A 14,273-nucleotide genomic window follows, 5' to 3' on the forward strand; every position below is an offset into this window, starting at 1 on the left:
ATCCCAAAAATAATTATGAGTGAGTTGGATTCGATTCTTTCCATCTAAATCTGTAACATATATCTCGGCTGTTGTTCTTACTAAGGCTGACTTCTCATCTTTAGACAAATTAGTGTTCTTTAGATGAGCTGATTGCAAACTGAATGCATAGAATATGATTCTTTTACTATCCGGAGACCAATTATGCACCATATTCGATAGTGGATCATTCGTAACATTGCGTTGATTGGTTCCGTCTGGTGACATCAAATATATCTCTCGATTTCCATCACGAGTTGTGTTAAAAGAAATCATCGTTCCATCGGGTGACCATCGAGGGACATAGTCTCTAAACTTATTATGGGTGAGCCGTTTGACATTGGTTCCATCTGCATCCATTACATAGATTTCCGGCTCTTCCTCATCACGATCGGAATGAAATACTATTTGCTTGGAATCTGGTGACCAGTCGGGATCACCATTGCGAGAATTCTCATCCGTTAACTTTCTCAATTCATTTCCATCAATGTTCATCACATATACTGCCTCTTCTGAATCGGAATAACTCATAAAAAGAACTTTCTTACCATCAGATGATATGGATGGAAGATACTTGGCTGTTTTAGTATAAGTCAGACGTTTAACATTGCTTCCATCGGAATTCATAATATAAATCTCTTGTATCCCGTCGCGATTTGAATCAAAGACAATTTGCTTTCCGTCTGGAGACCAAGTTGCGCCTCGAGACATCGGCGCGTCTTTGTCACAATTTATTGCTTGGGCAGGTCTAAACGATATCGGGATCAGTAAACAAAAACAAGTGAAACTTAACATTGTTTTGATCCACAACTTTTTCATCATTTTCGTATACTCCCTTAGTTTGTTTACCTTGATGAATCTTTCAGGAAAGACGAATGTATTTTATTTGAGGATGGTCTTTCCACATACTTGTTCGGTCCGGATCGAATTTGTTGAGCCCGCCGCCATTCGTCCCCACCCATAGATTACCATCTTTGTCCTCGAAAATCGCGCTGACAGAATTGTGACTTAGACTGATTGAATCATTCGGACTCCAATGATAGCGCCGAAAATTATTTCGCTTCTCATTAAATCGATTCAACCCGTTGCTAGTCCCAATCCACAGAAAACCCGATCGGTCCTCGTGAATTGCAAGGACTAGATTGTTGCTTAAACTGCGCGGATCACCAAGATCATACTTGTAAACAACAAAACGGTCATTCGCTGGATCAAACCTGTTCAATCCCTCCAGCGTGCCAACCCAAAGATTGCCTTTGTTATCTTCATAAAGCGCATAAATTTGATCGCTCGAAATAGAATTCGGATCATTGGGGTTGTGCCTGAAATCGACAAAACGGTAACCGTCGTACTTATTAAGTCCATTCAACGTTCCGAACCACATATAACCTTCCCGGTCCTGAAGAATACCATTGACCGTACTCTGGGAGAGTCCGTGCTCAACGGAAAGCCGCTCAAACTCGAGGACTGGAGCTAAACCACCAGTATTTATTTCTATTGGGCTTGAATTTTGTGAGAAAACCTCTATGCAGAAAACAAAAATAGAGACTATTGCCATTATTTGAAGGTTCAAGACTCGATGTCTCATGTGAATCTAATATGCGATTGAATTAATTATGGAGTGTGTTAACCAGCAAAATAGATACACTTTTTGAGCTGATGAATTCCCCAAAAAAAAAAAACCCAGACGAGTGTGATTTAGAGGACTTGCCTCATCGCACGATCGCAGAAATATCTTTGCAGGTAAACAGTGAAACCTCCAAAGTCCGAACTCAGGGAATTTATAAAGTGACTGAGGAAACCATTTTTTTCTAGTTGTCTTTAAACTTTATGGCTAAACCTAAAGCGCATGTCATTAGTGCTTTTAAAAAAAAACAATAATTGGGGAACCCTCTTGCCGAAAATGCGTTTGTAAAATTTGGACTTCCTTGCCAGCTACCCACTCTGGGTAATTGTCTACAACTTCAAACTTAACCCAAACGATTTGGATTTAATCATTCAATTCGAAATCTATTTTTTTTGAAAGAGGTATTTTATGGCAAAAAATTCAAAAGTTATGATTGAGGCAAATGGTTTGAGCAAATATTACGGACCCTTTGTTGCAATCCAGGATATCACCTTCTCCATTCCGGAAGGTCAAATCGTGGCATTCTTAGGTCCGAACGGGGCAGGTAAATCCACGACGATGAAAATACTGAGCGGCTACCTGGCTGCAAGTGAAGGTTCCGCCAAAATTGCCGGACTTGATGTTAGAACGGACCGCATTGAAATTGCAAGAAGGCTCGGCTACTTGCCAGAAAACGGTCCGCTCTATCAAAGCATGACGCCTTTAGAACTTCTCAAATTTTTCGGAGAAGCAAGATGCATTGAGCCGGACGCATTGAAAAAAAGCCTTGACCGGGTCATTGAGCAGTGCGCTTTACAGCTTGTTCTGGAAAAACCGATAGCCAAGCTTTCACGCGGGTACAAACAGCGTGTGGGACTTGCACAAGCTTTACTCCACGATCCGGACGTTCTGATTATGGACGAGCCCACTGCCGGATTGGACCCCAACCAAATTCGCGATTTTCGTGACAATATCAAAAAACTTGGTCAAACAAAAACAATCCTGATCTCAACCCATATTTTACATGAAGTAGATGCGATCGCGGATTATGTTTTGTTTGTCCATGAAGGCAAGCTGATTTTTGAAGGAACGCCAAAAGACTTAAAAGAAGATGGTTCTTTAGAAAATCCGTTTTACCGCCTGACAAATCATGGGCGGCCGGCAAATGTAGCAAAGGAGGAAGCAGCAGTATGAACATCAAATTGGGAAATTTTGAACTAAACATAAACACGACAGTCATTTTGTCGATCGTCAAGCGCGATTTGCGTATGTATTTCAACAATCCAACCGGATATGTTTTTCTTACTTTATTTATCTTTCTGAGCGCTTTTGCCGCATTCTGGCAGGAACGCTTCTTTTTGAACAATCTCGCCAATCTCGACCAGTTGAACGGTTTATTTCCTCTGTTACTGCTATTTTTCGTACCGGCCCTGACAATGGGCGTTTGGGCGAATGAAAGCAAAGAAGGCACGGATGAATTGCTTCTAACCCTGCCAGCAACAGACTTCGAGATCGCTTTTGGAAAATATTTGGCAACTCTTGGAGTTTATACCGCATCATTAGTTTTATCCTTTATCGGACATTTTCTGATCCTGGCGTGGCTCGGCAGTCCCGATTTAGGACTCATTATCGGCAACTATTTCGGATATTGGTTCACCGGTGCGGCCCTCATCGCGGTCGGCATGCTGGCCTCACTTCTCACCGCAAATGCCACAATCGCATTCGTTCTTGGAGCGGTTTTTTGTGCCTTTTTTGTTTACATCGACGCAATAACATCTTTAATAAGTACAACGCTTGGAGACTGGCTGGAACCCCTGGGAGTTTACCGCCATTTTGGCGATTTCGCCCGCGGCATTGTTAGTTTTTCGGGCATCCTTTATTTTATTTCAATTGCTGCACTGATGCTTTATTTAAATGTTTTGCTCATCGGGCGTCGCCACTGGCCCGTTGAAGCTGACGGTTATAAAATGTGGCTGCACCACCTGGTTCGCTCAGTCGCCATTGTGATCGCGGTTATCAGTGTCAATGCAATTCTGGCTCGGGCCGCCCTTAGGCTAGATGTCACCGCTGAACAATTACATTCCCTGTCCGATCAAACCGAGAAACTCCTGGACGAAATACCGGATGATCGACCGGTCTTCATCGAAGCCTTTATTAGTAAAAATGTCCCGCAAATCTTCGTTCAAACCCGCGCCAATTTATTAGGATTTCTCAAAGAAATTGATGCAGTTGCCGGCAATAAAGTTCAAGTATTAATTCACGACACTGAACAATTTTCTGACGACGCCCGGGATGCCAGGGAAAAATTTGGCATCTTAGCTCGGGATGTTCCGAATACTACCGGCGCACAAACCAGTATTGATGCGGTCTTTTTGGGTGTCGCGGTTAAGTGTGGCGCTGAGGAGCAAGTGATTCCCTTCTTCGACCGCGGACTTCCCGTAGAATATGAACTCACCCGAAGCATCAGAGTCGTCGCAAAAACCCAGCGAAAGAAAATCGGCGTTTTAAACACCGAAGCTAAATTTTTTGGTGGATTTGATTTTCAAACCATGCGCAGCAACCCGTCCTGGCCGGTTGTTGCAGAATTGAAAAAGCAATATGAAGTCGAACAAGTTTCAGCGACCAGCCCAATCACCGAAAAGTACGACGCTCTTTTAGTTGCTTTACCTTCCTCCCTGCCACAGGAAGAGATGGACAATCTGCTTACCTATATTGAAGCCGGGCACCCCGCTTTACTTTTAGTTGATCCTTTAACCATCATCAACATTGGTCTTTCGCCTTCTGAAAGGGCAGGCTCAAATACAAATCCCTTCATGCGGAATCAAGGCCCGCCGCCAAAAGAAAAGGGTAATATTCAAGGATTGATGACGGCTTTAGGAGTCAACTGGAACAGCAGGCAGGTTGTTTGGGATCAATATAATCCGCATCCTGATTTTGCGCAACTACCGCTGGAATTCGTTTTTGTCGGTGCCAATAATCCGGAGGGATTTAATCAAGAGCACTCCGGAAGCGCTAATCTCCAAGAGTTGATCTTCCTGCATCCGGGGACGCTTAGAAAAGCGGCCAATACCAGCTATGACTTTCAGCCGCTGATAAAATCCACAGTCGCATCCGGATCTCTGATGTATAGTCAACTGGTTCAGCGCAGTTTTTTCGGAGGACCGCAATTAGGGAGACCTCAATTTGGCTACAGACCAAACCCGGCAAATTATACCCTGGCGGCTCATATCAAAGGGGAGACTATCCCGGACACGAGTATAAGTACATCAGAAACACCGAAGAATGTCAATGCAATCGTCATTGCCGACATGGATTTTATTTCGGATCAGTTTTTCCAGATTCGTCAGCAAGCAATTGGAAATCTTAATTTTGATAATGTTTCGTTTTTCCTAAATTGTATGGATGTTTTAATCGGCGACGAGTCTTTTATTGCGCTCCGCAACAAACGGGTTAAACATCGAACACTTGAAAGCATCGAGGGCCGGAAAAGTGATTTTAAAGAACAGCAAATTGCTGAAGAACAACAGGCTGAAAATGAAGCATCCAAAGCCCTCAGTGAAGCGCAAAGAAGACTCACCGAAAAAGTCAACGAGGTAAGGAGCCGCGCCGATCTCGATGAGCGAGCCAAAGACCTTATGGCCAAAAACCTTCAGGAAGTTGAGCAGCGAAAATTTGATGCGCTAAAGGAGAATATCGAAGCAGACAAGGAAGCAAAAATCCAACGCAGCAAGGAAAACATGGAATCCCAAATTCGCAACATTCAGAGTTTTATTAAATCTCTGGCGGTCATATTACCTCCTTTGCCGGTTTTTGTGCTCGGAGCTGTCATTTTCCGCCGCCGTCAAAAGCGCGAAAGAGAAGGCGCCCAGGCAGCTCGTAGGTTAAGAGGTTAAACGAATTATCTAAACGAAATTTGAAAGAGGAATATTTATGAACGAAAGTAAGAAAACCATCATTTTTGCCGGAGTGGCTTTGGCGATAGCCCTGCTGGCGTTTGTCACAACTCCAAGAAGGGTTACACCGGATGCCTTCCTGGATAAGGGTGAGCTCTTCTTCCCGGACTTTAGCGATCCGAATGACGCGACCACCCTCGAAGTCATCGATTATGATGCGGAGACCGGTACCGCTATTCCGTTCAAAGTCACAAATAATAACGGCATTTGGACGATTCCGTCCCATCAGGACTATCCCGCAGATGGTAAGGATCGTCTGGCTAAAACAGCTGCCGGTGTGATCGGGATTAAGAAAGATGAATTCCGTTCGGATAGCCCCGCCGACCATGAAGCCCTGGGAGTCATCGGTCCGCTGGATGAAACCGAGACAGCTCTAAAGGGCCGCGGTCAAAGGGTGACCATTAAAGGCAAGAATGAAGTGATTCTTGCGGACTTCATTATTAGTAAAGAAATAGAAGGAAGGGAAAAGTACCGGTTTGTTAGAATTCCCGGAAAGAAACTCGTGTATGCCGTCAAAATGGATATCGATATTTCGACCAAGTTTAGCGATTGGATCGAAGCCGATCTTCTGCAAGTCGAAAAAGACAAAATAAAACAAATAACTTTGAAGGATTATTCTATCAACGAACGTACCGGCAGCGTGCAAAAGAAAGATGAGCTCGTTCTAAATAAAGACGGCGACAATTGGCAAGGCAACAAAACATCTTCCAAGCAAGAGGTAGATAAAACCAAGATAAACGATTTTCTGAAAACCTTGGATGAATTGAACATCGTCGGCGTCCGTACCAAACCCGAAGGCTTAACACAAAGTCTAAAAAAGTCCGGAGACGGTGTTTCCCTTTCTACTCAAACCGTCTTGTCTTTGCAATCCAAGGGGTATTATTTTACCCGAGACGGCCAGCTCATGTCAAACGAAGGCGAATTGCAAGCCCGCACTGAAGACGGCGTTATTTACACTTTGCGTTTCGGCGAAATTGTCTATGGAACCGGACTGACAGTTACCGCCGGCACGGAGACAGACAAAGACGATGAAAATGAAACCGGCGAAAATCGCTACTTATTTATCACCACAACTTTTGATGCAACCGAGTTTCCTGAACCTGCCAAACCAAAAAATACGGAATTCACAACGAAAGCAGACAGCTTGTGGACCGATGCAGACAAGAAGAATAAAGAACTCCGGAACGCCCACGAAAAATGGCAGAGAAAAGTCGATAACGGTCGGAAACTTTCTGACGATCTGAATGCCAGATTCGCTAGATGGTACTATGTAATTTCCTCAGAAAGTTTTGACAAACTCAATTTATCCCGCAAGGATTTGATTAAGGAAAAAGAGAACGACACTTAAACCGCGAAAAACGAGTGACGAGAAGCGCACAGTGACTTGTCAAGTTGCTGTGCGCTTTTTTATTTTAAACTTGACTTGCGTTGTATATCTTGTTACTTTTATTACATTGAATTTATGTGAACCAAATGATGAAAGTTAAAGAGACATCTCCTGCCTATCTTACTCAAAGCAAAGTTTTTACCTACCAGGATTACTTAGAGCTACCGGAAGATAGTTATCAATATCAAGTGATTAATGGAGAACTCGTTATGACTCCGGCGCCATATACAATTCACCAACAAGTAAGTATCAATATCGTAGACAAGTTAATTCAATTCTTAAAGAGCAACCCAATAGGACGGATACTTTATGCTCCGGTAGACGTCGTGATAAACGAAACTAACGTCTTTCAACCGGACATTCTGTTTATCTCAACGGAAAACTCCAAAATCATCACCCAAAAAAATGTCACGGGGCCGCCGGATTTAGTGATAGAGATTCTTTCGCCATCGACCGGGTATTATGATCTCACCGAGAAAAAAGACGTTTATGCTGAATTCGGAGTTAAGGAATATTGGATCGTAGATCCCAAAAAACAGTGGGTAGAATTTTATTCAAATGAAAGCAAAAAGTTTAAATCGATTCAACGTTTAGAAAAATCCAGAATTCTGAAGTCTCACACCCTGAGCAGATTTGATCCGGATGGAAAAAATCTTCCAATTAAACTAACCCCACGCCTTTTTTTTGAAAACTAAATTCCGCACTCAAAGCTTTATTCTCTAATTCAATAGAAAAGTTAATTCTGCCTAAAATAATGTTAGTAAAAAATCTCTTGCAATTTAATTCATTTATTGCTTTAATCTTTAAAGAGTTATTGTGCTCCACAATCCTACTGGAGCCAACATTTTAAGCAAAGTAAGTCTCTAATCTCAAATTGCTCTAATTCAGCCCAATTTTTAAGTGTGGATGAATACATGAAGAGGCCAGCCAAAAAATCATTTCAGATGTCCAAAGTTTTAAGTCTTGGAGTCACTTTCTTGCTTTTAGTTGTTTCCGTGCCAAACGCGTCAACACAGCAAGAACTATGTGAAGAACCGATCATGGTAACAACGGGCCCTGACACAATTGACGTTGGCGACATAGCAGTTCTTGCAAACGAAGCAAGGTGGGACGCAGACGTTGTTTGTATCAATATCACAAATCGAGGTACTTATTTAATTGAGACAGAAATCCTGTATAGCAGGGCTAGCCAAATGCAAATGAATGAGAGCTTCTATTTAGAGGTTTGTGATTCTGCAAAAACCAGTTGCATCGATCCATGCGATCCGAATTCCAGCTTTAAAAAAATAGTTCAAAAAATCGTGGAAGATACAAACAACGAAGAAATCATATTAATTAGAAAAGCAGGGCATTTCTTTTTAAACCCAGGAAACTATTTAATCACTTTGAATCATTATAAAAAATGGGTTGAAATTTCAGGAGATAGTAGCTTCATCAATGGTGACAAAATCGGTTCAGTCGAAAGCGTTCATCTACATAAACTGATTCTAACTCAGATTTCCGAAAGATTTGACTGCCCTCGGAACTATGATCTGGACATAACTAAAACTGTGAGACCTCCATCGGTCTTTGCGGGACAAGCTTTTACTTATGCTTTGAACATTTTTAACAACGGTCCTGGCAATGCAAACAACTTTACTATTACTGATGTTCTACCAGATTTAGTCTTCCCACTGGAATTTTTGACCAACCCACCAACTGAACAGACCGGACAAATTTTGAATTGGAAAGATGTTACTCTTGATTCGGGAGGAACCTATTCCATCGAATTCACAGCTACTTTTCCCGACTCATTTGAGGTTAAGGGAGATTCTTTGGAAAGACAGAACTCAAGTTTCGTGAACGCGGCTCTGGATACAAATGCTCAAAACGACACAGCGTTTGCGGTGGTCTATATAAAACCTCTGGTGTATGATCTTGAATTAAAAAAGAGTGTGAGTAAGAGCTCTGCGATACCGGGAGACACTTTTACTTATTCGATTCGAATTCGCAATAAAGGCCCCGGCAAAGCCAGTAACATTCAACTGACCGATGTCCTGCCGGATTCGATTGCTCCCGTCGATTTCTTAAATGACGACATTCCGATTGATCCGACATCTCGAACATTAAAATGGCAGCTTGCCCCGCTCGGCTCTGGACAAACAAAAGAGATAAATTTTACCGCCGTTTTCCCGGAAACTTTTGAAGTAAAAAAAGATTCATTAGAGAAAATCAATTTCAGTTTTGTGGAAGCGAAGTTTGATTTCAATTCCGAGAATGACACTTCCTCAGCAATTATTTTTATCAAACCAGTTGTGTATGACCTCGAACTAACCAAAAATGCAAATCCGAGCACGGTTGTACCGGGTGAAACATTTACCTATTCGCTGCAAATTCGAAACAACGGTCCTGATACTGCAAACAATATTCGTCTTACCGACCTCCTCCCCGATTCGATTCAGCCAGTAAATTTTATAACGGATATACCCCTTGACCCCACTTCAAGAAGATTGGAATGGAACCTCTTACCACTTGACTCAGGTGCAATTAAAAACATTGAATTTACAGCAACTTTTATGGATTCACTTGGGAGCACGGAAAGAGTAAGGGAATTCGTGAACACAGCCTTTGTCGGAGCACCCTTTGATACAAATACCCAGAATGACACTGCCGCTGTGCTGGTAAGCGTGCTCCCACCACTAAATTACGATCTAGTATTAACTAAATCAGTATCCCGCGATACCGTAGTACAAGGGCAAACATTTTCTTACACCCTGGAAATCACCAATAACGGTCCTGAAACCGCGCCGAGGTTTTCCGTTTGGGACGCTTTCCCGGACGGAGTTTCCATATCAGATTTCAGCCTCCAACCGATTAATCCTTTTGCTCAGGATACCTTGCGCTGGCGAATTGAAACTCCACTTCTTTCGGGAGAAAAAATTTCAATAACCTACGCTGGCATATGCCCGGTGCTTGCTAATTTTACAAACCCACAGACAAAGATTAATGCAGCGAGGGTAATCGGAGAAAACGATTCAGATCCGACAAATGATTCGGCAACCGCTTCTACCGTTTGTCTTCCGCCGACCGACTCATGTAACGAATTTGTAAATCTGGATCGAAGTCTTTTCGAACCGGACGGCCAAACGCAACTGGCAATAACAGTTGAACTGGACGTTATTACGGATGTCACTTTAGACATTTTTGACATCACAGGCTATCCCATAAAAAGAATTTCAACAGCGAATGCTACGATTGGACTTAACACCTTTTTCTGGGACGGACAAACAAATGAAGGGTTAAAAGCGGGCAGCGGGGTTTACATCATTGTCGTTCGTGACAAGGTAATTAGTGGCCGGGCTCTGGAATGTATTAAAAAAGTATTAGTCGTACGATGAGGCGAAAGGTTAAAATTATTAGCATTCATTTTAAGATTGCAATTTTATTATGTCTTAGTGCTCTATCGCCCGACATCTTATACACACAGGATATCCGCGCAGGCGCGGCCTATTTAAAAATTCTCCCCGGAACGAGACAACAAAACCTGGCCGGAAGCCTAACGGGCAGCCTGGACGGCACCTTCTCGGTCTATGCCAATCCAGGGGCCACCGGATTTTTAAGACACTGGCAATTTTCAGCAAGTTACACCAAATGGATAGCAAACATTTCGCATACCTCACTCTTTTATGGACAGCAGTTTCGATTTCGCACACCGTTGACTGAAAAACTTTACGTGGGTGTTGGTCTACACCGCCAGGGATTTGAAGATTTCGATGCCTCTGGAGCAAACAGCTTTGTCAATGCATCCGATATGTTGGTTAGTTTAAGTCTGGGATTACCCATCAAAGGAATATCTCGCAATCTTTCTGTTGGAACAAATATAAAGTATTTCAGAAGTGAGTTAGCACAGTACAACGCCAGCACAATGGTTTTTGATGCCGGCATTATTTTCCGCACCTCTCCGAAACCGTTCAATTTCCTGTTTTCCGAACAAATTATCTTTTCAGCCGGCGCTGCCGTAACACAGATGGGGAAACCTTTGACCTTCATTGCCCAGGAAACGCCCCTACCAAGAACATTCAGAGCAGGAGTCGCCTTTAATTTAGGAAAACATGACGGCTTACAGTTACAGCTCGCGGCAGACTACCGCAAAGTACGTGACGAAGACGGCCGGGTGGGTCTTGGCCTCGAAATAATCAATTTATTTGGCCGCAGAAGTTGGGGGCGTCTAATGACCGTCCGTGGCGGATATATCTTTGACAACAAGCGGGATGAGCGGCTTTTCAACAAATTTTCGCTCGGCCTGAGTTTTCGTCTTGATGATTATATCAACAGTTCGCGCCATGCCCGGAAGCCCAGCGGATTTTTCAAGAACGCTGCATTACGTCTCGATGGCGGATTTTTAAATAGTAAAACTTTTTCAAATATTTATCAGGGCAGTATGACTTATCGACCCGTTGGACCCGAACCCTTCCATTTTGTGAAATCAGATTTCATGTCACTGGATGTTAAAAAACGACCAACTTTTTCTTACCAGGTTTGTGAAGAGGTTAAACTCGCATGGGAATCAACAAAAGACCCCGACTTGTATGACCAATCAAATTATCTCGTGTTTGTCGCTAAAGACAGCAGTACAATGTTAGATGAACTTATCAATTCAGCAAAGCGAAATGAATTAGAATTGAAGTTGGCTAAACCCTTACGAGGTCACGACGACAAGTCGAAATCGGATTCAGTACAGATAAGAATTCTGAGCGTTGCGCCTAAATTACAATACACTTCAAAAAATGGCGAAAACGGAATGAGCACCGCGGACTGGGTAATAGAAGACTCAACTGTAACCTTTTATGCTCACCGAAATCGAAAACAGATAACCTTCAAGGATTATATCCCCATGGGGGCGCACGGGCAGTATTATTGGACTGTTATGACATACGACAGGAATCGCCATTTTCGAGTTATCGATGCGTCTGAGGGTCATATTGCTCGCTTTGATGTCAAGCCTACTCCCAGACTTTTAGTTGAAATTGAAAAACGTCAAAACCAAAAAATTGCAGAGGTCAGAATAACAAATATTGCTCATGATCTAGATAGAGATTTTCTGGTAAGAGTCGCCTCATTCGATTCTCTTGCCTTAGAACGCGTAAAGGAACGGCAACATAAAATAATCGCTTTGGGGTCTCCCATTTCCAAACCTGCAATGGAGCAGAAGAAAATCATCGATTGGCAAAACTCCCGAATTGGTGCCGTTTTTCTAAGAGAAAGTATTCCCGGGCTACTTGCGGGCAAAAGTGATACTTTTCAAATAAAACTGGATCAAAACCAAACGTGGCTAATAGCTGAAGTTGATTCGGCGAACTTGCTCTGTGCCAATACACGCGATACATTGGCTCTCTATGATCTCGAGCTAAAGAAATCAGTTGAGGTTGAACCATTCAAACCCAAAGTAATTTTTACCCCCGTGGGCTCTGATACTTTGACAAAATTTGTGAGAGCCGAACTAACACGACTTAGTAGGTCATTTAAAGATCCCATTCTAAGCAATGTGTTCATAAAAATAGACGGACACACCGATGAACAAGGTTGGCCGGGACGAACACCGACAGAAAATGATTCTCTTAACAAAGCCCTCTCAGAAAGACGGGTCAAAAGTGTCCGTAACTTTTTAGTGGATTCTCTTAAAGTTGATCCAAAACACATTTTGACGGAGGGATACGGCCAGACCAAACTTATAGAAAAGAAAGTAGCAATGAGATCTGCCCACCTACGAGATTCTTTACATCGAATTAATCGCCGTGTTGAAATGTATCTGATCAGAAATAGATGTCAACCACACCCACCCAGCCTGATTAGTCCCGGCCACTGTTTTGGAGATACACTCGACATTGTTAATGCGGGTGACGAATTTTACTATGTATTTGAAGTAAAAAATAGAGGCCACTTTACAGCAAAAGATATTTTGATCAAAGATTTTTTACCTGAGCACATTATTCCCCAAGATGAGACGTCATTAACAAACGGCAGTCGATATCGCTATCAGCATCATATAGACTCTCTCGCAGCCAACGCAACAGATATGGATTCGGTAAAAGTCAAAGTAGATACAACTCTATTAGATTCATTAAAATTATTCGAAAGACTAAACATAGCGGAGGTAAGTGCGGCAAACGATATTTACTCATCAAATAACAGGGACAGTACAGTTGTCTATGTCATAGGAGGCAAACCTCCAAATCTTGAGCCGATAGCCAAGAACGTAACGATAACCGGCATACCAAGAGTTGGCGAAGAACTTCGAGGCAGCTATACATTTTATGACCCAGATCAAGATCCGCAAGGGAATTCTACTTTTAGATGGCTCCGGGATGACGCGGTCATACCCGGAGATACATTGCCAGATTATTATGTTCTAACCGAAAACGATTTAAACCGCAGAATTCGTTTTGAGGTTACCCCGATTGCTCAGACCGGGGCCAAACGTGGGAGAAGCGTCTTGAGCGCCAGTTTAGGCCCAATTGCTCCTAACCTGCCGCCTGTAGTCACTTTCGTAAGCATTACAGGTGACTCCAAAGTTGGTCAGGTTTTGAAAATAGAGAATGTGGTCATTCGTGATCCCGAAGGCGACCCGCTGGGCAAGGCTAGGCTCCGATGGTTACGTGATGGCCAGCCAATTAAAGGGGCTAACTCGGCAACATATCAAGTACGGGCCGTTGACGAAGGGAAAATGATTGCAATTGAAGTTACGCCAATCGCCTCTAGGGGCAGCTCGCCAGGGCGATCAGTGAGAAGTGAGGCTATTGGGCCGATAGATACTACAAAAATTAAGCCCCCCCAAGTTATTCATGTGAAAGTCATCGCTGAACCAGAGGGCATACCAGCACAAGGTCAATGTCTTAAGGGTACATATAGGCTTGGTGTCTATAACGCAAAGATTCATGTACGCTTGTCTTGGTTTCGGAATAAGAAACGAGTCGACTCGAAAATAGTTACCGGTGAAGAAGAGGCTTTTTATAAGCTAGGTTTTGATGATGTTGGGCATAATATTAGGTTTGAAGTTATACCGTTTTCTGGGCTTCTAAGAGGAAAAGCAAAATCTGACTCAGTGAATAAGATAAAGGCCTACCAAACCAGCTTAGACGAATGTAAGAAATAGAAGGAGAATCTTATGGCAATGAAAAAACAATCTCTTGTCAAAAAGCTATGGCAGAAAAAAAAATCCATCAAAATAGCGTCCTTAGTAACAATCCTCGCACTAACTACAGGAGCTTTAAAATTTTGGGATGACATCACCTTAAGATGCTCTAAGTCATCTTTGGAATAACTCCAACTCATT

Annotated in this window: 9 protein-coding genes; 7 read left to right on the forward strand and 2 right to left on the reverse strand. The window is 42.8% G+C overall.

The features are described 5' to 3' along the window. Both IH879_09410 and IH879_09415 read right to left on the reverse strand, forming a co-directional pair. The coding region (locus IH879_09410) for a PD40 domain-containing protein (GenBank protein ID MCH7675158.1) at positions 1–840 on the reverse strand (840 nt) is incomplete at its 3' end. A gap of 40 nt (positions 841–880) precedes the next feature. Beyond that, positions 881–1,588, reverse strand: coding sequence for a hypothetical protein (locus tag IH879_09415; GenBank protein MCH7675159.1), 708 nt, complete (start codon positions 1,586–1,588; stop codon positions 881–883). Positions 1,589–2,071: 483 nt separating this feature from the next. Between IH879_09415 and IH879_09420 the strand changes: the two genes are divergently transcribed. The 7 genes from IH879_09420 (at position 2,072) to IH879_09450 (ending at position 14,261) form a co-directional block, all read left to right on the forward strand. Further along, positions 2,072–2,815 (forward strand): ABC transporter ATP-binding protein, encoded by a 744-nt coding sequence (locus tag IH879_09420; protein ID MCH7675160.1) that lies wholly within the window; start codon positions 2,072–2,074, stop codon positions 2,813–2,815. Then, complete coding sequence (locus tag IH879_09425) at positions 2,812–5,514, forward strand: Gldg family protein (GenBank protein MCH7675161.1); 2,703 nt, start codon at positions 2,812–2,814, stop codon at positions 5,512–5,514. Before IH879_09420 ends, IH879_09425 begins: the two co-directional genes overlap by 4 nt. Positions 5,515–5,551: 37 nt before the next feature. Next, complete coding sequence (locus IH879_09430) at positions 5,552–6,922, forward strand: DUF4340 domain-containing protein (protein ID MCH7675162.1); 1,371 nt, start codon at positions 5,552–5,554, stop codon at positions 6,920–6,922. Between the two features lie 128 nt (positions 6,923–7,050). Continuing rightward, the gene (locus tag IH879_09435; protein MCH7675163.1) at positions 7,051–7,656 is read left to right on the forward strand and encodes a Uma2 family endonuclease; all 606 of its coding nucleotides are present in this window, start codon (positions 7,051–7,053) and stop codon (positions 7,654–7,656) included. 219 nt (positions 7,657–7,875) lie between these two features. Beyond that, positions 7,876–10,338, forward strand: a complete 2,463-nt coding sequence (locus tag IH879_09440; protein ID MCH7675164.1) for a DUF11 domain-containing protein — start codon at positions 7,876–7,878, stop codon at positions 10,336–10,338. Then, positions 10,335–14,093 carry an OmpA family protein gene (locus IH879_09445; protein MCH7675165.1) on the forward strand — a complete coding sequence of 1,253 codons (3,759 nt, stop codon included), beginning with the start codon at positions 10,335–10,337 and terminating at the stop codon, positions 14,091–14,093. Before IH879_09440 ends, IH879_09445 begins: the two co-directional genes overlap by 4 nt. A 12-nt stretch (positions 14,094–14,105) precedes the next feature. Beyond that, on the forward strand, positions 14,106–14,261 hold the full coding sequence (locus tag IH879_09450; GenBank protein ID MCH7675166.1) for a hypothetical protein: 156 nt from the start codon (positions 14,106–14,108) through the stop codon (positions 14,259–14,261). Positions 14,262–14,273 lie beyond the last annotated feature (12 nt).

It is taken from the genome of candidate division KSB1 bacterium (assembly GCA_022562085.1).
Taxonomy (GTDB): domain Bacteria; phylum Zhuqueibacterota; class Zhuqueibacteria; order Oceanimicrobiales; family Oceanimicrobiaceae; genus Oceanimicrobium.

Bases quoted from the DNA above. Each gene is read 5' to 3' on its own strand.
- IH879_09420 (MCH7675160.1), top strand. From the start codon at position 2,072: ATGATTGAGGCAAATGGTTTGAGCAAATATTACGGACCCTTTGTTGCA.
- IH879_09425 (MCH7675161.1), top strand. From the start codon at position 2,812: ATGAACATCAAATTGGGAAATTTTGAACTAAACATAAACACGACAGTC.
- IH879_09430 (MCH7675162.1), top strand. From the start codon at position 5,552: ATGAACGAAAGTAAGAAAACCATCATTTTTGCCGGAGTGGCTTTGGCG.
- IH879_09435 (MCH7675163.1), top strand. From the start codon at position 7,051: ATGAAAGTTAAAGAGACATCTCCTGCCTATCTTACTCAAAGCAAAGTT.
- IH879_09440 (MCH7675164.1), top strand. From the start codon at position 7,876: ATGAAGAGGCCAGCCAAAAAATCATTTCAGATGTCCAAAGTTTTAAGT.
- IH879_09445 (MCH7675165.1), top strand. From the start codon at position 10,335: ATGAGGCGAAAGGTTAAAATTATTAGCATTCATTTTAAGATTGCAATT.
- IH879_09450 (MCH7675166.1), top strand. From the start codon at position 14,106: ATGGCAATGAAAAAACAATCTCTTGTCAAAAAGCTATGGCAGAAAAAA.